Below are 19,865 nucleotides of genomic sequence, written 5' to 3' on the forward strand. Positions count from 1 at the left end.
TCTCGGCCAGTTCCAATCCTATCGCGGGTCCAAGGTGGAAAATCGTTCCCTTATCCAACGCTCGATCGCGCGGCCAGAGTTCGGGCCTTTCGTGCTGCTTGTCGTCGAGATTGCCGTGTTCTGGGGCATCAATCACGACTTCCTGTCGCCGCAGAACATCTCGAACACGCTGGCCTTCACGGTCGAACTCGGGCTGATCGCGCTGGCGATGACACTGCTGATGACATCGGGCGAATTCGACCTCTCGGTCGGCTCGGTGTTCGGCTTCTCGCCGGTCCTGATGTGGACGCTGTTCAACAGCGGTCTCACCTCGCTCGAAGCCGCCTTCGCCGTTGCCCTGGTGGTTGCCGCCTTCATCGGGCTGGTCAATGGCTGGTTCGTGACGCAGCTCAAGATCCCGTCCTTCCTGGTGACGCTGGGCATGCTGCTGGTGGTGCGCGGCACCGCTTTGTTCGTCACCAACGGGTTTCCGCAGCGGACCTGGAGCGCCGAGGGGAGCTGGCTGGCGGAAGCCCTGGTCGGCGATTTCTTCATCGGGCCGTTCCGTATCTATATGTCGCTGTTCTGGTTCATCGCGGCCGCCGTCGCGCTCGGCTACGTGCTGACGCAGAGCCGGATCGGCAACTGGATCCAGGCGGCCGGCGGCAACCCGAGTGCCGCAAGGGCGCGCGGCGTCAATGTCAGCGGCGTCAAGATCGGCCTGTTCATCCTGTCGTCGATCCTGGCCTCGCTTGCCGGCGTCATCAGCTCGCTGCGCACCTCGGCGGCCAACCCCAACAGCGGCACCGGCTACGAGCTCGAAGTCATCGCCATGGTGGTGATCGGCGGTACGGCGCTGACCGGCGGGCGCGGCACCATCATCGGCACAGTGCTCGGTATCCTGATCCTGCGCGTGATGCGCAACGGCATCGTGCTGATCGGTGTGCCGGGCCTTGCCTACAACATCTTCATCGGCGCTATCATCCTCGGCATGATGGCGCTCCACTCCTGGCTGGAACGCCGGCATCAGGCAGGGACTTGAGACGATGGTCGAGCCGCTGATCCGCATGACGAACATCCGCAAGTCCTATGGCCGCGTTCAGGCGCTGGTTGATGCCAATTTCCATGTCAACGAAAGGGAGATCGTCGGACTGCTCGGCGACAATGGCGCCGGCAAGTCGACGCTGATCAAGGTGCTGTCGGGCGCGGTCCCGCTGACCAGCGGCGACATCTTCATCCGCGGCAAGAGGGTAAATTTGCGCAGCACCAGCGACGCCATCGCCCACGGCATCGAGACGATCTACCAGGACTCGGCGCTGGTGACGCAACTGTCGATCGCCCGCAACCTGTTCCTTGGACGCGAGCCGATCAAGCCGCCGCGTTTCCTCAACCGCATGGACCAGGAGGCGATGAACGTGGTTGCCCGCGACCTGCTCAAGCAGGTCGGCATCTCGAAGAACATTCCGCCGACGACGCCGATCGGCTCGCTCTCCGGCGGCGAGCGGCAGGCGGTGGCGATTGCACGCGCCATGCATTTCGACAGCGACCTCATCATCCTCGACGAGCCGACCAACAATCTCGGCGTCGCCGAAACGCAAGGCGTTCTAAGCTTCGTGCGCAGCGCCCGCGATTCCGGCCATTCCTGCATCTTCATCGCCCACAACATCCACCACGTCTTCCAGGTGGTCGACCGCATCGTCGTCATGCGCCGCGGCAAGGTGGTCGCCGACGATATCGACCCGAAGAAGACCAGCGTCGCCGAAGTCGAACGCGTCATCACCGGCATGTCGGACAAGGAGATCCACGACGCGCTGGTCGAGCGCACAAAGCGGCACGACTGACCGCCGGCTGACCGCCGAGGCACTGGATCGCATCGCCACATGGTTGCGAGATGAAAGCCACCGTTTCGGATATTGCCAGGAGCTGCGGCCTGTCGACCGCGACGGTCGACCGTGTGCTCAACAACCGGCCGGGGGCGAGTGCCGCCAACCGGCAGCGCGTGATGGAGGCAGCCAAGCAGCTCGGCTATCTGCCGGTTGTCGACCAGGTCGCGTTGCCCTCACGGCCGGCACATCTCGAATTCTTCCTGCCGATCGGCAGCAATGCCTTCATGGCCGATCTGGCCAGGCACATCGAGGATTATGCGGCGCGCCTGCCGCTGGTCGCCTCCTGCCGCATCCACAAGCTCGCCGGGATCTCGCCGAGCGCCTTACAAGGGGCCGTCGAAAACCTCTCGCTCAAGGCGAACGGTGTCGGCGTCATCGCCATCGATCATCCGAGAACGCGCAACATCTTGCGCGAGATCGTCGAGGCCGGCATCCGCCTGGTCACGCTGGTGTCCGACGTTCCCGGCGCGCCCCGCTCGGCCTATGTCGGCATCGACAACCGGGTGGCCGGCCGTACCGCGGCGCTGCTGATGGGACGGTTCCTCGGCGGCCGCCAAGGCCATCTGGCGATGGTGGTCGGCTCACGTTCCTATCGCGGCCACGAGGAACGTGAAATGGGCTTTCGCTCGGTGCTCGGCGAGGAGTTCCCCAATCTGACCGTCACCAGTGCCGTCGAGATCAACGACGAGCCGGAGGTCAGTTATACCGCGACCATGAAGGCGCTGCACAACGAGCCGGAGCTGCTCGGCATCTACTGTATCGGCGCCGGGCGCTCGGGCGTGGCAAAAGCATTGCTCGAAGCCAGGCCGCAGAAGAAGCCGGTGTTCATCTGCCATGACCTGACGCGCGAAACGCGCGGCTATCTTGTCGACGATCTGCTCGACGTCGTCATCGACCAGAATGCGCGGCTGATCGCGGAACAGTCGGTCATTCGCCTGCTCGGCTCGATTGCCTCGTCGGCGCCCTATCTGACGCGGAAATTCATCGAGCCGCGCCTGATCTTCAAGGAAAATGTCCCGGTGCAGTGATGCCGCGCGAGGGCGGTGTTCGCTCGGCCTCGATCGTTAAAATTCGGTTGATACCGCAAATCTGCACATCAGCTATGCAACTTTTGTGGTTGCCGAATCATTGGGCAACCAGTAAGTTCATAAGCGTCGGCCATCTACTCCTCCCAGATGCGATGCCGACGTTGAATTCGGTGCACCTCCTCCCGCACCGCATTCGAAAATCAAGCCCGCTGCCACCTCCTCCCGGCAGCGGGCTTTTTTCGTTCCGGCTCTGAGGTATCGGCCAAGGCTGGGGCCATGACTATCACCGGGACGAGTACCGATCCGCGAATCGATGGGCCTTCGCTGAGATCGCCACGGCATTTCCGGGCGGAATCCTGTCACACTTGTCACTCTCACCAATTCGCTGCCGGCCCTATCTTGCCCTCACAACCAACAAGCAATACGCCGCGCAAGGAATGGCGCGGCGGCAGACGGAGAAGTGTGGTGACGACACATCCGAATGGGACGAAAGAGCGCTCGGCGGCGCGGCTCGTAACCAACGAGCTGTCAATGGTTTCGCCGCTTGCGAGACTATCTGGCCCTGAAAGAAGTGATCAGGCCTTCCGCCATGCGGACGAACTGCGCGCTCGGGCCTTCGGCGCCGACGCTTTGCAGGCTGACACGGGCGCCCTCGAGCAGAAGCGACAGCGTGTCGGCGAGAAGTTCGGCCTGGCCGATGCCGGCATCGCGACACAGCGAGACCAGCCGCTCGCGCTGCGCTTCCTTGAGTTCCTTGATCACTTGCCTTGCCGGATGATCGGTCTCGCTCAGCTCGATGGCGGCGTTGGCCATGTCGCAACCGCGACGATCCGACATCAGGCAATCGGCCGCCATCCGGACCCAGGCGTGCAGTTGCGCCAGTTTGTCGCCCGGATTCTCGGCCTCGAACTTTTCCCACATCGCGTTGGCGCTGCAGGCGGTCGCCCGCAGACATTCGATGATCAGGTCGTCCTTGGACTCGAAATGCCGGTAGAGCGTCATCTTGTTGGTACCGGCGGCCTCGGTGATGGCGTCGATGCCGACGCCGCGAATGCCATGCTTGTGAAACATGTCCCGTGCCGTCTCCAGGATCCTGTCCCGGGGGCGACCACGCTCCACAACACTGTCTGTCATCAAAACCTCCGTGATTGCGTTTCCCGAAATTCCCTCGGTGCACCTCTTGACTAGGGTGTTACCGGTCTGTAACGTTAGAGATGTTACTTACCTGTAACACCCGCATTGCATCATGTCAAACTCGCAAGTGCCGGCCATCAGCCCCGCCCAATCGGCAAGGGGACGAACCGCACCTTACGGCCTCGGCCGGCGAGCAAGAGAACACCCGATCCGCGGCCTGCCGCGGATCGCCAAAAACCAGGAGCCGCTTCGATGTCGCAGCGCAATGATCTGACGATCGATGAAGTCGTGAAGGATCCGATGATCCGCATGCTGATGAAGGCCGACCGCGTCGATCCGCGGTCTTTCGAGGCGATGCTGCGTGCGCTGGCGGACGAGCAGGCCGAGCGCCGCAACGCGCCGCGTCGCCCGCTGCAAGATTTCGGCTTTCTCGAAGATTCCGGCTCAACGCGCAGCCGGCGACTGTCCAGGGTGGCCAGGGCCTTTGGCCGGGCCAGAGCATCGGGCGAGGCGTGCATCTCATGGTAAACTTCTTCATTCATCGTCCGATCTTTGCGTCGGCGATCGCCATCATCATGGTGCTCGCCGGGGGCATTTGTTATTTTCTGCTGCCCGTCTCGCAGTTTCCCGACATCACGCCGCCCCAGGTCGTGGTCAGCGCCCACTACCCGGGCGCCAGCGCGCAGGTTGTCGCCGACACGGTGACGACGCCGCTCGAACAGCAGATCAACGGCGTTCAGGGCATGACCTATATGTCGTCGTCGAGCTCCAATGACGGCTCCTCGACGATCACCATCACTTTCGAGGTCGGCTATTCCCTGAGCACCGCCGCCGTCGACGTCCAGAACCGCGTTTCGCAGGCGGCTTCCTCGTTGCCGGCCATCGTCAACCAGGGCGGCGTGACGATCAAGAAACAGAACCCGAACTTCGTCCTGATCGTCGACCTCACCTCCCCGGACGGCTCCGTCAACCCGGTCACTTTGAGCAATCTCGCCTACCTGCAGGTGGTCGATCCGCTGAAGCGCCTGCCTGGCGTCGGCGACGTGCAGATCTTCGGCGAGCGGCGCTATTCGATGCGCGTTTGGCTCGATCCCGACAAGCTCGCCAATCTCGGCATCACCGCCGTCGACGTGCAGAACGCCGTCGCCGAGCAGAACGTCCAGGTGGCGGCCGGCAAGATCGGGCAATCGCCGGCTCCGGCCGGCACCGCTTTCGAGATGCAGGTCAACGCCGTCGGCAGGCTGAGCGACCCCAAGGAGTTCGGCGACATCGTCGTGCGGGCCAATACCGCCAACGGCTCGTTGGTGCGGCTCCGCGACGTTGCGCGCATCGAGCTCGGCGCGCTGCAATATTCGTCGTCGGCCTTCTTCGGCAAGGACCCGACGGTGGTGCTCGCGGTCTACCAGATGCCGGGCTCCAACGCGCTCGATCTGCAGCAGCGCGTCAAGGACAAGATGCAGGAGCTGTCGGCCCGCTTCCCGAAGGGGGTCAGCTATGCCATGCATTACGATACGACACGTTTCGTATCGGCGTCTATGCATGACGTGCTGATCACGCTCGGCGAGGCGCTGGTCCTGGTCGTCGCGGTGGTGTTCATCTTCCTGCAAAGCTGGCGCACCACGATCATCCCGACGATCGCGATTCCGGTGTCGCTGGTGTCGACATTAGTCGTCATGTACATGTTCGGCTTCTCCCTGAACATGCTCAGCCTGCTCGGCATGGTGCTGGCGATCGGCCTCGTCGTCGACGACGCGATCGTCGTCGTCGAGAATGTCGAACGCCAGCTCGAGGCCGGCCTCAAACCGCTGGCTGCCACGCGTACGGCGATGGCCGAGGTCACCGGACCGATCATCGCCACGACCGCCGTGCTGATGGCCGTGTTTGTGCCGGTTGCCTTCATCCCCGGCGTTTCCGGCCGGCTCTACAACCAGTTTGCCCTGACGGTCGCGATCTCCTTCGGCATCTCGGCCTTTGTCTCGCTTACGCTTACTCCGGCGCTCAGCGCGGCGTTCCTGCGCCACCGGCCTGAAACGCAGTTCGTGCTGTTCCGCTGGTTCAACATGGGCTTCGAACGGCTGTCGCATGCGTATGCGAATGGCGTGCGCATTCTCATCCGTCTGCGCTGGATCATGCTTGGCCTGTTCGCGGCCGGACTTGTCGCGACCTACTTCGTCTGGCAGCGCCTGCCCTCGACCTTCCTTCCGGTCGAAGACCAGGGCTACTTCTTCGTCGTTATCCAGCTCCCCGACGGGGCCTCGCTGGAACGCACCGATGCAGTGGCGCAAAAGGCACGCGATATCCTGCAGAACACGCCCGGCGTCGACATTGTCGGCTCGATCAGCGGCTTGAACTTCCTGACCAGTGCCGCGCAGTCGAACTCGGCGGTCGAATTCGCCATCCTGAAGCCATGGGACGAACGCGGCCCCGACCAGAGCGCCTCGAAGCTCGTCGCCGACGTGCGCAACAAGCTGCTGCAAATTCCGGAGGCTTTTGCGCTGAGCTTCGACCCGCCTTCGATCCCGGGCATCGGCACCACCGGTGGCTTCGAGTTCCAGGTCGAGGATCTGACCGGCCGCGGCAGCGTGGCGCTCAACGATGCGACGCAAGCTGTGATTGCCGAGGCGCGCAAGCAGCCGGAGCTCAACCCACAGCAATTGTTCTCGTCGTTCTCGACCTCGACGCCGCAGTTCAACTACGATCTCGATCGCGCCAAGGCAAAGCTGCTCGGGCTCAACCTGCCGGACGTCTTCAACACGCTGCAGATCTATCTCGGCTCGCTTTATGTGAACGACTTCAACCTGTTTGGCCGCACCTTCCGGGTGACGATCCAGGCCGACAAGGACTCTCGAGCCGGTCCGGCCGACATTTCGCGGCTCTATGTCCGCAATGCGTCGGGTGGCATGGTGCCGCTGAGCACGCTGGGCAAGCTTGTGCCCATCGTCGGCCCCGAGACCGTGCCGCACTACAACAACAATGCGTCGGCCCTGATCAATGGCGGCGCCGCCCCCGGCTTTTCGTCCGGCCAGGCGGTGGCGGCAATGGAACGTGCCGCTGCCACGGCGTTGCCGAGAGATTTCGGCTACGAATGGACCGGCATCACCTATCAGGAGCTCAAGGCGGGATCGATCGCATCCGTCGTCTTCGGCCTCGCCATCGTCTTCGTTTTCCTCATCCTTGCCGCGCAATATGAGAGCTGGGCGATGCCGTTCATGGTGCTGCTGGCGGTGCCGCTCGCATTGTTCGGTGCGTTCGTCGTGCTGTGGCTGCGCGGCATGCAGATCGACGTCTACTCGCAGATCGGCTTCGTCATGCTGATCGGACTGGCGGCCAAGAACGCGATTCTGATCGTCGAGTTTGCCCGGCGCCGGCGCGAAGAAGGCCTCAGCATCGTCGACGCCGCGATGGAAGCGGCGCGGCTGCGGCTGCGGCCGATCCTGATGACCGCCTTCGCCTTCATCCTCGGCGTGCTGCCGCTGATGTTCGCTACAGGTGCAGGTGCCGCGAGCCGGCAGTCGATCGGCACCACTGTCTTTGGCGGCATGGTCGCGGCGACCATCCTGTCGCTGGTGTTCGTGCCGGTCTTCTATGCGGTGATCGAGCAGCTGCGCGAGCGCCGCAGCGAGAGCGAACCGGTCTCCGAAACGACTGAACAACCAACCGCCGAACCCGCCTTCGAGCCATTGGCCGAAGCGGCTGAATAGGACTGGAGAATCGATCATGCGTAAATGGAAAATCGCGCTGGGAACGGCCGTCGCCCTTGGGGCGATTTCGATGGCGAGCGTTCACTTGCTCGACATGGGCAGTCTCAGCCTCAACGCCGGCACGGCCGGGGCGGCGACACCCAAGCCGGAAGCCTTTGTCATGCCGGTGCCGGTGGTGAGCGTCGTCAAGAAGACGATCCCGATCTATCTCGACTACGCCGCCCGGGTAGAGCCAATCCGCAGCATTACGCTGCAGGCACGCGTGCCGGGCTATCTGCAGGAGCAGGTCGCCACCGACGGCAGCGACGTTGCAAAGGGCGACCTTCTCTACAAGATCGCCCCGGAGGATTTCCAGGCTGCCCTCGAGCAGGCGAAGGCGCTTATCCAGCGCGACACGGCAACACTCGACTATGCGCGCTCCAATCTCGGGCGCGGCAGCGAGCTCGCCAAGAGCGGCTATCTCGCCAAGGACGTGTTCGACCAGCGCACCAGCACCTTGCGCGGGGCTCAGGCCTCGCTCGCCGTGAACCAGGCCGCCTTGCGGACCGCCGAGCTCAATTTGAGCTATACCGAAATCCGTGCCCCGTTCGCGGGACGCATCGGACGCAGCCAGGCTTCCGTCGGAACGCTGGTCAGCGTTGCCGGCACGGTGCTCAACTCGCTGGTGCAGCTCGATCCGATCTACGTCACCTTCAATCCGAGCGAAACGGACCTGACCCAGATCGAGGAAGCTCGGGCTGCGGGACCGATCAGTGTCGACGTCCTGCTTCCCGGTGAAACCGAACCGCGCCAGAAGGGCGATCTTACCTTCATGGACAACACAATCGATCGCTCGACCGGCACGATCACGGCACGGGCGACGGTCGGCAACGGCAAATTCACGCTGCTGCCCGGGCAGTATGTCCGCGTCCGGCTGCACGTCAAAGAGCAGCCCGATGCGCTGATGGTGCCGCAGACGGCACTCGGCTCAGGCCAGCTCGGCAAATACCTCTATGTCGTCGGCAAGGACAACACCGTCGACCAGCGCATCGTTTCGCTCGGACCGACCAATGGCGATCAGGTGGCCATCTTGAGCGGCGTAGCCGAAGGCGACCAGGTGATCACCGGCAATCTGCAGAAGATCGGCCCGGGAATGCCGGTCTCGCCGCTACCCCAGAAACCGGCCACCTGATAACCCCCATCAGGTCCGGTCCCGCGGCGCCCTCGGCTCCCACGCCGAGGGCGCCGTTTTCTTGCTGAGCAGGGTCGGCAAGATTGGCCTCATCGGCGCACTCGGCCTTGGCAGGAGCCATGAAGGCGCAAATAGAGCGGGCCGTGACGTACCCATCTGCCGCAAGCTGCAGGCCAGCGGAGAACCTGAACCCGCAATTACCCTCTTGTTAGATTGTCGACAATCTGCTTGTGTAGCTTTTGGTCTCCTGGAGCACCGAATGGCGAAGCTGGATTTCAGTCCGATCGCGGATACGACACGCCGGGCCGAGATCGTGGCGCTGCTCCGGCGCGCGATCCTGACCGGCCAGTTAGAGCCAGGACAAAAACTCAACGAACTCAGGATTTCCGAGCAGATGCGGGTGAGTCGTGCGCCGCTGCGTGAGGCGATGCGCGAGCTGGTGCAGGAAGGCATCCTGACCAGCATCCCCTACGCCGGAACCTTCGTCATCGACGTTACCGCCAAGGACATCGACGATGCCTATTCGCTCAACAAGGTGCTGGACGAATTCGCCATCGAGCGGACCTGGCCGCTTCGCGACCAGCGCTTCTTCGACGAGATCGACCGGCGGCATGCGGCGGTGAAGCAGGCGACGCGCGAGTTGGACACGACGCGGCAGATCGAAACGGCGCTGCAACTGCATGGACTGATCCACGAATGGGCCGACAACTCGGTGCTGCTGGAAACCTGGCAGCGGCTGGCCAGCCGGCTGCAGATGTATTTTGCGCTGTACCAGCGGGCCCGCAACGAGCCGGTGCCTGCCGAAGACGCTCACGAAACCTATGTGCAGTTGCTCCAGGGCAGCGACATGCGCGCTGCCCAGCGCCACGCCAAGGAGCATATCGATTTGGATTTCGAGGAACTGCTCGCCTATGCGCGCGGGCTGGAAGAGCGCGGCTCAAAGGGCGCCGGTGCCGATCGTAGCGGCCGGCCCGAAGGCGGTTGAAACCGACAAGTTTGGCGGGTCATCCCGGAACATAGGCAACGGACAGAAAACGTGCAGATCAAAACCATCAAAGCCTACCATGTCGTGCAGCCCTTCGTTGACGGGCCTTATCGTATGTCCAAGGGGCGCGTCGCCGATGCGTTCGACGCGGTGATCGTCGCCGTCATCGCAGATAGCGGGCTCACCGGCTGGGGCGAGATGGCGCCGCTCGGCAATTTTTATTCACCGGCGTTCGCCGCCGGCACGCGCGCCGGCGTCGTCGAGATCGCGCCGCATCTCATGGGCCATGACCCACGCGGGCTTGCCGGGATCAACAGGCTCATGGATACGGTGTTCAAGGGCCATCCCTACGTCAAGTCGGCGCTCGACATGGCATGCTCGGATCTCGCGGCGCGCGCCGCCGACGTGCCGCTGGTTACGTTGCTTGGCGGACGCGAGAGCGAGACGGCCGAACTCTACAAGGTCGTCACCCATGGCACGGTCGACGCGATGGCTGCACTTGCCAAGCGCATCGTCAAAGACGGCTTTCATCGACTGCAGGTCAAGGTCGGCGGCAACGTCCATGACGACATCGAACGCGTCACAGCCGTCGCCGCCGCGGTGCCGAAGGGCACCGTCATCTTCTGCGACGCCAATGCCGGCTGGACGCCTTACCAGGCACGCCAGTTCGTGGATGCGACGCGCACCATCGACTACACGTTCGAACAGCCCTGCACGACGATCGACGAATGCATGTCGGTGCGCCGCTCGCTTGACAAACCGATGGTGCTCGACGAATCCGTCGCCTCGCTGGACGACATGCTCGACATCCACCGCAAGCGCGCTGCCGACGGGCTGACGCTGAAGATCTCGCGGCTCGGAGGAGTGACCAAAACGCGCCAAATCCGCGACCTCGCCGTCGATCTCGGCTTCATGATCACCGTCGAGGACACTGGCGGCGCCGAGATCGACACATCGGCCATGGCGCATCTGTCGCTGTCGACGCCCGAGGAGCGCCGGCTGCACGCCATCGCCTTCCACGAATGGGTGACGGTGCGCACCGCATCCAATATGCCGCCGGTCTCGGGCAGCCGCATGGGCATTCCGGACGGGCCGGGACTTGGCATCGATGTCGTTCCCGACCTGCTCGGCGCGCCCTTCTTCGAGATCGGCAGCTGAGGTAGAGACCGCGCCACCTCAAGGCAACGTCGAGCAACCCGCATCGGTCGGCGCCGTCCGGCTACCTGCAGAGGTCGTGCCCTGACCGGCAGCTGACCCCAAGCGATCGGCCATTCCAGAGCGGGAATGTCCCAATTGCAGGTTGAAATATTTTTCATTTGGAAATAGGAATGTTCAAAACGTTGATTTGGACGCTGCGGCGCGTCAAGAACTGGAGGAAGCGACATGTCCCATCCGCAATTTGCAGCGGAACTTCTGCAGCGCGCTGAACAGCAGGGGCCGATCACCATCGGGCTTGCCGGCGCCGGTCAGATGGGCACCGACATCGTCGTCCAGGTGGCACTGATGCCGGGCATGCGGATCGGCGCTATTTCCGAGGTCAGGCCGCAGGCAGCGATCGACGCGGCGCTGCTCGCTGGCCACGACCGTTCCGACATCGTCCAGGCCGGCAATGCGGCGGCGATCGACCGCGCCATCGAGGCCGGCAAGATTGCGGTGACCGAAGATTTGCACGCGCTGGCGGCGGCCGGCCGGATCGACGTCATCATCGACGCGACGGGCAATCCCAATATCGGCACGCTGTTCGCGCTGGAAGTGATGAAGAACGGCAAGCACATCGTCATGCTCAATGTCGAGGCCGACATCACGATCGGCCGCTTCCTCAAGGACGAGGCACGCAAGGCCGGCGTCGTCTATACCGGTGCCGCCGGCGACGAGCCGGCCTGCACGCTGGAGATCATCGGCTTTGCCAAAAGCCTCGGCTTCAACATCATCGCCGCCGGCAAGGGCAAGAACAATCCGCTGAAGATCGACGCCATGCCGGCCGATTACGAGAAAGAAGCGGCCGAGCGCAACATGAATGCGCGCATGCTGGTCGAATTCGTCGACGGCTCGAAGACGGCCATCGAAATGGTGGCGATCGCCAATGCCACCGGCCTGGTGCCCGACGTGCCGGGCATGCACGGCCCAACCGCAACGCTGGAGGAGCTCGCCAGCGTGCTCTGCCCGCGCGAGGATGGCGGCGTGCTGCATCGCAAGGGCGTGGTCGATTATTCGATCGGCAAGGGCGTGGCGCCCGGCGTGTTCTGCATCATCGAGACCCAGCATCCGCGCGTGCTGGAGCGTATGATCGACCTCAAGGTCGGCAAAGGCCCCTATTTCACGATCTTCCGGCCCTATCATCTGACCAGCCTGGAAGTGCCGCTGTCGGCGGCGCGCGCCGTCGTCTACAAACGGGCCGACATGGAGCCGCTCGACCGTCCGGTCGCCGAGGCGGTGGCGGTTGCCAAGAGCGATCTTGGCGTCGGCCAGTCGCTCGGCATGATCGGCGAGAACGACTATCGCGGCTTCGCCATGACATGGGAAGATGCACGCGCCCGGGGCGCGCTGCCGCTCGGCCTTGCCGAACGGGCCAAGGTGGTCAAGCCGCTCAAGATCGGCGATTTCCTGACCTATGAAAATTGTGTACCCGACGATTCGATGGTGATAACCCAGATCCGCCGTCGTCTCGATCAGTCGGACGGACGGTTCGCTACCAACGCGGCTTGACCCCGCCGGATCTCCGCCTGATGGACGATATCGTAATCGGGATCGACGCCTCGACCACGGCCGTGAAGGCGATTGCCTTCACCCGCGACGGCGAGGAGCTGTTCCAGGCGCGCGAGACTTATCCGCTTTCAAATCCGAAGCCCAGCCATTTCGAGCAGGACGCCGAACATTGGTGGACGGCGCTGCTTGGCGCATTGAAGCAGGTCACTGAGGCGGTCGGCGCTTTCCGCGTGGCGGCGATCTCCATTGCCCACCAGCGCGAGACCTTCACGCTGGTCGACAGCGCCGGCAAACCACTTATTCCGGCGATCCTGTGGCTGGACGAACGCGCCCGGCCGCAGGTTATCAGGCTTTCGGCCGAACTCGGCCGCGAGGCGATCCGCGACTGGAGCGGCAAGCCGCCGGACCCGACACCGGCGCTCTACGCCATCGCCTGGCTTGCCGAACACCAGCCTCAGGTGCTTCACCAGGCAGCGGCACTGGTCGACGTGCACGGTTTCTTCGTCCAGCGGCTGACCGGGCGATTGGTCACCAGCACCGCAAGTGCGGATCCGCTCGGGCTCCTCGACGTCGAGAGAGGTACCTGGCATCCCCGCCTCGTTGCGGCCGCCGGACTGCAGATGGAGCAATTGCCCGACCTGGTCGCGCCGGGCGCAATTTGCGGCGGGCTTTCCGCAACCGCGGCGCAACTGACCGGCCTGAGGGCCGGCACGCCGGTCGTTGCCGGCGCTGGGGACGGCCAGGCGATGGGCCTCGGCATGGGCGTCTACGGCGAAGGCAAGAGCTATCTCTCGCTCGGCTCCGGCGTGGTCAGCGGCTGCTATTCCGGCAAGGTGAAAACCTCGGACGCCTTTCGCACGCTGGTCTCGCCGACCGGTTCCGGTTTCATGCTGGAGACAGTGCTGCGTTCGGGCATGCAACTGGTCGACTGGATTGTCCGCACGACCGGTTCGCCGTCGGCGGCAGCACTGGAGAAAGCGGCGCTGGAGGTTGCCGCTGGCAGCGAGGGCCTGCTCGTCATGCCCTATTGGGCCGGCGTCATGAGCCCCTATTGGGATGGTGCCGCGCGTGGCGCCATTGTCGGCCTGTCGCTCGACCACCGGCCGGAGCATCTTTTCCGCGCTGTCCTGGAAGGCATCGCCTTCGAGCAGGCCGTTGCCACCGAGGCCATGGAAGCCCAGGCCGGCGGACAGGCGGCGATGATTGCCGCCGGCGGCGGCACCAATTGCGTACTCCTCATGCAGATCATGGCAAGCGTGCTCGAGCGGCCGATCTCGGTTTCGCCGGTCAACGAAGCCGCCGCACTCGGCGCCGCCATGCTGGCGGCCGCCGCGGTCGGCTGGTTTGCCTCGCCGGAAGCCGCCGCAAAGGCAATGGCTGCCGCTCCCACCATGCATGTCGACCCGGTCGATGGACTTGTTGCCGGCTATCGCGGCCGCAAGGCAATCTACCGCGATCTCTATCAAGCGACGCGCGATATCCACGTGCGGCTGAGTGCTCTCAACGCGACTAGCGGTTGAGCAGCCCCTTTGCCGCATCCTCGTCGGTGATCAGAACCGATACCTTGGTGTTGGCGAGTGCTGCCCGCATGATGGCAATCTTTTCCTGCCCTCCCGACACCAGGATGATGCTCGGGATATCCGACAGATCCTGCAGCGGATAGGCACAGACGCGGCGGTTCACCTCGTGGTCGACCGGGCGGCCCTCGGCGTCGATGAAATGACACAGAATATCGCCGACGGCGCCGGCCGCCTGCAGTTCCTCGAGTTCGCTTGGCTTGATGAAGCCGTAATTGGCGATCGGGCTGTCGTTGGAAAACGAGCCGACGCTGAGCACGGCAATGTTTGCCCGGCGTGCACGGAAGACAACGTCCTGAACGCTGCGCTGGCTCATGAACGCGTCGCGCTGTTCCGGCCGGTCGGCATAGACCGGCACCGGCAGCAGGAAGCACTCCGCACCGATCTTCTCGGCGAAATCCCAGGCGCTTTCTGTCGGGTTGAGCGGCTGTGCATGGGTCAGGCCGCCAAGCATCGAAACCACCGTGGTCCTGGCGATAGGCCGCCTTGGCAACTCATTGATGGCGAATTTCAGCGTCCGCCCCCAGCCCAGCGCAATGACATCGCCGGCATTCACATGGTCGGCCAGATAGGCGGCGGCGGCGTGGCCGATCATCAGCGGTGCGTTGCTTCGGTCGGCAGCCGACGGCACCACAACAGCCTGGCTGAGCCCGAACCTCTGCTTGAGGCTTTCCTCCAAAACCACGCATTCGACGACGCTGTCGCGGATGCGAAACTGGACGACACCCTCTTCGCGGGCGGCTGAGAGAATGCGATGTACCTTGATGCGGCCGACGCCAAGAATTTCGGAAATCCGCTCCTGTGTAAGACCCTCGACATAATAGTGCCAGGCGGCGCGGGCCTTGAGTTCGGCGTCGGGAAAGCGCGAAGCTCTTTCGTTCTCTACGATCGTCATCTGTTTGCCTTGCCGCAGCCGCCGGCTCTGCTCATGATATTCCAATCCGGCGACTTCGAAATGCCCAAGATTTCCGAGACCTTGCGTAAGGCAAACCGGCGGACAGCGCAAACCGTCGTCGAATGAAACGGCAGGCCTTGACAATTTTCCGACGAACAGTTTAGCTGAACAAAATTGCATGTTAAAGATAAATTGTTCACATGGAGGGGCCTGGTGAACAAAGTGGCCCGGTGATGCAGCGCCGGATTGCTGTGGAGGAGACGAAGTGGCTGTGAGCAACGACGCAAGCGAGTTGAAAGCAGGCTCTGGTACGCAGGCCACGACGGGCGCAAAGTTTTCGGCTGTCTTTGCCGGAACCATGGGCCCGCTGATCGGGCTGGTCCTGCTGTGCCTGGCGCTCTCGCTGACCACCGATACGTTCCTGACCATCCGCAACATCCTCAACGTGCTCGACCAGGTTACCGTACTCGGCATCATGGCGATCGGCATGACGCTGGTCATCCTGATCGGCGGCATCGACCTGTCCGTTGGCTCGGTGCTGGCGCTGGCTTCCATGGTGATGGGCTTCGTCGCCCATCCGGACTATCTCAATCTCGGCCTGCCGGCCGGCATCGCCGCAGCCCTCGTCGTCGCCGGCCTTTGCGGGCTGGTTTCGGGCCTGCTGGTGACGGTCACCAAGCTGCCGCCCTTCATCGCCACGCTGGCCATGATGTCGGTGGCGCGCGGTCTCGCCAATATGATCACCGACGGCTCGCAGATCGTCGGCTTTCCCGACTGGTTCACCAGCCTGTCGATCATCCGCCATTTCGGCTTCCTGTCGGTCACCGTCGGGCTGATGATCGTGCTTGCCGTCATTTTCGCGATCTTCCTGAATTATCGCGCCACCGGCCGCAGCCTCTACGCAATCGGCGGCAGCGCCGAAGTCGCCCGGCTGTCCGGCATACCGGTCAGGTCGCTGACAAACTGGGTCTATACGATCTGCGCCGTGCTGGCCGGTCTCGCCGGCATCGTGCTTGCCGCCCGGCTCGATTCCGTCCAGCCGAGCTCCGGCCTTGGCTACGAGCTCGACACCATCGCGGCGGTGGTTATCGGCGGCGCCAGCCTGTCGGGCGGCGTCGGTTCGATCGGCGGCACCGCCATCGGCGTCCTCATCATCGGCGTGCTGCGCAACGGGCTGAACCTGCTCGGTGTCTCGCCCTTCATCCAGCAAGTGGTTATCGGCGTGGTGATCGCGCTGGCGGTGGCCACCGACACCTGGCGGCGCAGAGCACAATGAAAAATGGGGCACAATGAAGAATTGGGCTCAATGAGATTCGCCCGGATATTCGGGCGAAAACGGATCGGTGATCCGAAACTGGGAGTTGTTCGGCCACGGGGCGCCGCGATGCGCGGGCAGGACAGATTGAACATCAACGGGAGGAATAACATGCTGACTAAACGTTCATTGCTGCTTGCCGCCGCGGCCATCATCCCGCTGCTTAGCCTGTCCGACATGGCCTCGGCCAAGGAAGCCAAGAAGCTCGGCCTCGCCGTCGCCAATCTGCAGGCCGACTTCTTCAACCAGATCAAGCAGTCCGTCGAAGCCTACGGCAAGGAAAAGGGCATCGAGGTCGTCACCGTCGACGCCAAGGGCGATTCGGCGACCCAGGTCAGCCAGGTGCAGGATCTGATCACGCAGAATATCGATGCGCTGATCTACATTCCGGCCGGCGCCACCGCCGCCACCGTGCCGACCAAGACGGCCAAGGCTGCCAGCATCCCAGTCATCAATGTCGACCGCAACGCCGACGGCGCGCCCGGCGACACCTTCATCGCCACCAATAGCGTGGCATCGGCGAAAGCGGTTTGCGACTACATCGCCAAGCAGGCCGGCGGCAAGGGCGAGCTGATCATCATCCACGGCCAGAAGGGTACGACGCCCGAGGTCGATCGCTCGAAGGGCTGCGGCGAAGCGCTGAAGGGCTATCCCGACATCAAGGTCGTCGGCGAATTGTGGAGCGAAGGCTGGCACCAGGACGAAGGTTTCAAGCTGACGCAGGATCTGTTGCAGTCGCATCCCGACGTGTCGATCGTCATCGGCCAGGCCGATGCGCTGGCGCTCGGTGCGGCGCAGGCGGTCAAGGTCGCCAATCCCGGCCACAAGGTCTGGGTTGCCGGCTTCGACGGCGACGTGGCGGCGCTCAAGGCGCTGAAGGACGGCGTCTTCGACGTGACGGCGACGCAGCAGACCCAGGGCATGGGCCGGCTTGCCGTCGATGCGGCAATCAAGCTGGTGGCCGGCGAGACCATTCCCGCAGAACAGCTGCAGGATGCGACGCTGACCACCAAGGACAATGTCGAGCAGTTCATCGCCAAGCATCCCTGATTTAGACCAGTCCGGCAGTCGACGAGCGCAACAATGTCCACCGAACCTCGCCACACGCACAGCCCCAATCTGGGTCTCGTCGTCAGCGGCCTCTGCAAAAGCTACGGACCGGTGCAGGTCCTGGCCGATGCGAGCTTCGAGGTGCGGCCGGGCGAGGTCGTGGCGCTGCTTGGCGAAAACGGCGCCGGCAAGTCCACCGTCTCGAACATCATCGCCGGGTCGACCAAGCCCGATGCCGGCACCATCACCTGGCGGGGGAACGCTTATTCCCCCGCCAATCCTGCCGCGGCGATCGACGCCGGCATCGGCATGATCCACCAGGAGCTGAAGCTGCTGCCGGATCTGTCGGTCGCCGAAAACGTCTATGTCGGGCGCCTGCCGATGCGCGGCGGCCGCATCGACCGCGCGGCAATGAATGCACGGGCATCAGCCCAGTTGAAGCGCCTCGGGCTCGATGTCTCGCCCGAGCGCAAGGTGCGCACGCTGCGTATCGCCGCCCAGCAGCAGGTCGAGATTGCCAAGGCGCTGACGCTCAATGCCGAGCTGCTGATCTTCGATGAACCGACGGCCGCCCTTGGCGGCGAGGAAACGGAGCTCCTGTTCCAGCAAATCCGCAAGCTCAAGGCGGAAGGCATGTCCTTCATCTATATCAGCCACCGGCTGGACGAAATCGCCCAAATCGCCGACCGTGTGGTGGTGATGCGCGACGGGCGCATCGTCGCGCGGCACGAGCGCGCCGATATTCCGGTGCGCACTGTCGTCGAGCAGATGGTCGGCCGCAGCGTCGAGCGGATGTTCCCGACTTTGTCGGCGCCCCGCAATGACACGCTGCTCGAGGTCGAGAACCTGTCCTCGCCGGAACGCAGCTTTCAAAATGTCAGCTTTTCAGTGCGGGCCGGCGAAATCCTCGGCATTGCCGGGCTGATCGGCGCCGGCCGCACGGAGCTGGTGAGGGCGATCGCCGGCGCCGACCCGATCTCATCCGGCTCGGTGCGCGTCGCCGGCAAGCCGGTGCATCTCAATGGGCCGGCGGCGGCGATCAAGGCCGGCGTCGTGCTGGTGCCGGAAGACCGCAAGGCGCAAGGCGTGGTGCTCGACCAGACGATCGGCGAGAATCTGGCGATCGGCAATTTCGACCATGTCGCGCCGAATGGCTGGGTGTTCCCGAAGGCGGTGCAGAAATTCGCCGAGGCCGGTATTCGCCGGCTCGGCGTCAAAGGCCGGCCGAACCAGGCGGTCAGCAAGCTTTCAGGCGGCAACCAGCAGAAGGTGATCATTGCCAAATGGGTGTCGCGCCCGCCCAAGGTGTTTATCCTGGACGAGCCGACGCGCGGCATCGACGTTGGTGCCCGCGCCGCGATTTACGATGTCATCGCCGACCTTGCCCGTTCCGGCATGGCGGTGGTGGTGGTGAGTTCCGACCTCGAGGAAGTGCTCGGCCTGTCGCATCGCGTGCTCGTGCTGAGCCGCGGCCGTCAGCGCGGCATTCTCGACCGCAGTGATGCGAGCAATGTCGCCGTCATGGAACTCGCCACGAGCTAGGACAGCCCATCGAAACAAAGCGCAGCAGGTGGTATCCTCCCGGGCACCAGACCGCGCGGGGCGCCAGCAACAGAGTTGGCGCCCCTTTATTTCCGGAGGACGGCGGTTGGAGGAGAGGGACCGACGATGAAACTATTCGATCTTCATGGTGACGTGGCACTTGTGACAGGCGCCGGCAGCGGCATCGGGCAAGCAATCGCCATCGGCCTGGCCGAGGCCGGCGCCGACATAGCTTGCTTTGGCCACGCCTCCAAAGGCGGGCTGGAGGAGACCGCACACCAGATCACAGCACGCGGCCGCAAGGCACTGGTGCTGACCGGCACGGTGACTTCAGAGGCCGATCTCGCGGCCGCGATCGAGCGTACGGAGCAGGAACTCGGCGCGTTGACCATCGCAGTCAACAATGCCGGCGTCGCCGGAGCTGAGCCGGCAGAGACGCTGTCGCTGGAAAAGTGGCAGAAGCTCTATGACGTCAATGTCAGCGGCGTGTTCCTGTCCTGCCAGGCCGAGGCCCGTGCCATGCTGACGCGGCGCAAGGGCTCGATCATCAACATCGCCTCGATGTCGGGCTCGATTGTCAACCGCGGCCTGACCCAGGCGCATTACAACTCGTCGAAGGCCGCGGTCATCCACATGTCGAAGAGCCTCGCCATGGAATGGGCCGATCGCGGTCTACGCGTCAACGTCGTCAGCCCCGGCTATACGCTGACCCCGATGAACAAGCGACCGGAGGTCGCCGACCAGGTCAGGATCTTCGAGCGCGACACGCCGATGGGCCGCATGGCGGCGCCGGAAGAGATGGTCGGCCCGACCGTGTTCCTGGCCAGCCGCGCCGCGAGTTTCGTCACCGGCATCGACCTGATCGTCGATGGCGGCTTCGTCTGCTGGTAGGAGAA

16 protein-coding genes are annotated in these 19,865 nt (G+C 63.8%); 14 read left to right on the forward strand and 2 right to left on the reverse strand.

Annotated elements, in window-relative coordinates; genetic code table 11:
- Window positions 1–34 precede the first annotated feature (34 nt).
- From NKH71_RS28510 to NKH71_RS28520, 3 genes are read left to right on the forward strand one after another with little or no spacing between them, the layout of a single operon-like run.
- On the forward strand, window positions 35–1,021 hold the full coding sequence (locus tag NKH71_RS28510) for an ABC transporter permease (protein ID WP_352493998.1): 987 nt from the start codon (window positions 35–37) through the stop codon (window positions 1,019–1,021).
- Window positions 1,022–1,025: 4 nt separating this feature from the next.
- Window positions 1,026–1,820, forward strand: a complete 795-nt coding sequence (locus NKH71_RS28515; RefSeq protein WP_023716805.1) for an ATP-binding cassette domain-containing protein — start codon at window positions 1,026–1,028, stop codon at window positions 1,818–1,820.
- Between the two features lie 50 nt (window positions 1,821–1,870).
- Window positions 1,871–2,893, forward strand: a complete 1,023-nt coding sequence (locus NKH71_RS28520) for a LacI family DNA-binding transcriptional regulator (RefSeq protein WP_352548708.1) — start codon at window positions 1,871–1,873, stop codon at window positions 2,891–2,893.
- A gap of 552 nt (window positions 2,894–3,445) precedes the next feature.
- On the opposite strand, the gene NKH71_RS28525 is transcribed toward NKH71_RS28520, so the two are convergent.
- On the reverse strand, window positions 3,446–4,027 hold the full coding sequence (locus NKH71_RS28525; RefSeq protein WP_352895548.1) for a TetR/AcrR family transcriptional regulator: 582 nt from the start codon (window positions 4,025–4,027) through the stop codon (window positions 3,446–3,448).
- A gap of 252 nt (window positions 4,028–4,279) precedes the next feature.
- Between NKH71_RS28525 and NKH71_RS28530 the strand changes: the two genes are divergently transcribed.
- The 7 genes from NKH71_RS28530 to NKH71_RS28560 all read left to right on the forward strand — a co-directional run bounded on the left by NKH71_RS28530 (window position 4,280) and on the right by NKH71_RS28560 (window position 14,110).
- Window positions 4,280–4,555, forward strand: coding sequence for a hypothetical protein (locus NKH71_RS28530; protein ID WP_023716802.1), 276 nt, complete (start codon window positions 4,280–4,282; stop codon window positions 4,553–4,555).
- Window positions 4,549–7,728, forward strand: a complete 3,180-nt coding sequence (locus NKH71_RS28535) for an efflux RND transporter permease subunit (protein WP_023716801.1) — start codon at window positions 4,549–4,551, stop codon at window positions 7,726–7,728. Before NKH71_RS28530 ends, NKH71_RS28535 begins: the two co-directional genes overlap by 7 nt.
- Window positions 7,729–7,744: 16 nt before the next feature.
- On the forward strand, window positions 7,745–8,899 hold the full coding sequence (locus NKH71_RS28540) for an efflux RND transporter periplasmic adaptor subunit (RefSeq protein WP_352895549.1): 1,155 nt from the start codon (window positions 7,745–7,747) through the stop codon (window positions 8,897–8,899).
- 259 nt (window positions 8,900–9,158) lie between these two features.
- Entirely contained in the window at window positions 9,159–9,884 is a 726-nt protein-coding gene (locus NKH71_RS28545; RefSeq protein WP_352895550.1) for a GntR family transcriptional regulator, read from the forward strand.
- 51 nt (window positions 9,885–9,935) lie between these two features.
- Complete coding sequence (locus NKH71_RS28550) at window positions 9,936–11,042, forward strand: mandelate racemase/muconate lactonizing enzyme family protein (RefSeq protein ID WP_352484096.1); 1,107 nt, start codon at window positions 9,936–9,938, stop codon at window positions 11,040–11,042.
- Between the two features lie 225 nt (window positions 11,043–11,267).
- Entirely contained in the window at window positions 11,268–12,590 is a 1,323-nt protein-coding gene (locus NKH71_RS28555) for an NAD(P)H-dependent oxidoreductase (protein WP_023716797.1), read from the forward strand.
- A 20-nt stretch (window positions 12,591–12,610) separates the two neighbouring features.
- Complete coding sequence (locus tag NKH71_RS28560; protein ID WP_023716796.1) at window positions 12,611–14,110, forward strand: xylulokinase; 1,500 nt, start codon at window positions 12,611–12,613, stop codon at window positions 14,108–14,110.
- Here the strand turns inward: NKH71_RS28560 and NKH71_RS28565 are convergent.
- Window positions 14,100–15,062 (reverse strand): sugar-binding transcriptional regulator, encoded by a 963-nt coding sequence (locus NKH71_RS28565; RefSeq protein ID WP_031193335.1) that lies wholly within the window; start codon window positions 15,060–15,062, stop codon window positions 14,100–14,102. The two genes, NKH71_RS28560 and NKH71_RS28565, sit on opposite strands and share 11 nt — an antisense overlap.
- Before the next feature lie 292 nt (window positions 15,063–15,354).
- Between NKH71_RS28565 and NKH71_RS28570 the strand changes: the two genes are divergently transcribed.
- The 4 genes from NKH71_RS28570 (at window position 15,355) to NKH71_RS28585 (ending at window position 19,860) form a co-directional block, all read left to right on the forward strand.
- Window positions 15,355–16,338, forward strand: coding sequence for an ABC transporter permease (locus tag NKH71_RS28570; RefSeq protein ID WP_198030454.1), 984 nt, complete (start codon window positions 15,355–15,357; stop codon window positions 16,336–16,338).
- A 150-nt stretch (window positions 16,339–16,488) separates the two neighbouring features.
- Window positions 16,489–17,427, forward strand: a complete 939-nt coding sequence (locus NKH71_RS28575) for a sugar ABC transporter substrate-binding protein (protein ID WP_352484098.1) — start codon at window positions 16,489–16,491, stop codon at window positions 17,425–17,427.
- 33 nt (window positions 17,428–17,460) lie between these two features.
- Entirely contained in the window at window positions 17,461–18,969 is a 1,509-nt protein-coding gene (locus tag NKH71_RS28580; protein ID WP_023716792.1) for a sugar ABC transporter ATP-binding protein, read from the forward strand.
- Window positions 18,970–19,095: 126 nt separating this feature from the next.
- Entirely contained in the window at window positions 19,096–19,860 is a 765-nt protein-coding gene (locus NKH71_RS28585) for an SDR family oxidoreductase (RefSeq protein WP_352493993.1), read from the forward strand.
- The last annotated feature ends 5 nt before the right edge of the window (window positions 19,861–19,865 follow it).

It is taken from the genome of Mesorhizobium sp. M0983 (genome assembly GCF_040318975.1).
Lineage (GTDB): Bacteria > Pseudomonadota > Alphaproteobacteria > Rhizobiales > Rhizobiaceae > Mesorhizobium.

Bases quoted from the DNA above. Each gene is read 5' to 3' on its own strand.
- NKH71_RS28540 (WP_352895549.1), top strand. From the start codon at position 7,745: ATGCGTAAATGGAAAATCGCGCTGGGAACGGCCGTCGCCCTTGGGGCG.
- NKH71_RS28565 (WP_031193335.1), bottom strand. From the start codon at position 15,062: ATGACGATCGTAGAGAACGAAAGAGCTTCGCGCTTTCCCGACGCCGAA.
- NKH71_RS28520 (WP_352548708.1), top strand. From the start codon at position 1,871: ATGAAAGCCACCGTTTCGGATATTGCCAGGAGCTGCGGCCTGTCGACC.
- NKH71_RS28535 (WP_023716801.1), top strand. From the start codon at position 4,549: ATGGTAAACTTCTTCATTCATCGTCCGATCTTTGCGTCGGCGATCGCC.
- NKH71_RS28560 (WP_023716796.1), top strand. From the start codon at position 12,611: ATGGACGATATCGTAATCGGGATCGACGCCTCGACCACGGCCGTGAAG.
- NKH71_RS28515 (WP_023716805.1), top strand. From the start codon at position 1,026: ATGGTCGAGCCGCTGATCCGCATGACGAACATCCGCAAGTCCTATGGC.
- NKH71_RS28525 (WP_352895548.1), bottom strand. From the start codon at position 4,027: ATGACAGACAGTGTTGTGGAGCGTGGTCGCCCCCGGGACAGGATCCTG.
- NKH71_RS28530 (WP_023716802.1), top strand. From the start codon at position 4,280: ATGTCGCAGCGCAATGATCTGACGATCGATGAAGTCGTGAAGGATCCG.
- NKH71_RS28585 (WP_352493993.1), top strand. From the start codon at position 19,096: ATGAAACTATTCGATCTTCATGGTGACGTGGCACTTGTGACAGGCGCC.
- NKH71_RS28555 (WP_023716797.1), top strand. From the start codon at position 11,268: ATGTCCCATCCGCAATTTGCAGCGGAACTTCTGCAGCGCGCTGAACAG.
- NKH71_RS28575 (WP_352484098.1), top strand. From the start codon at position 16,489: ATGCTGACTAAACGTTCATTGCTGCTTGCCGCCGCGGCCATCATCCCG.
- NKH71_RS28545 (WP_352895550.1), top strand. From the start codon at position 9,159: ATGGCGAAGCTGGATTTCAGTCCGATCGCGGATACGACACGCCGGGCC.
- NKH71_RS28580 (WP_023716792.1), top strand. From the start codon at position 17,461: ATGTCCACCGAACCTCGCCACACGCACAGCCCCAATCTGGGTCTCGTC.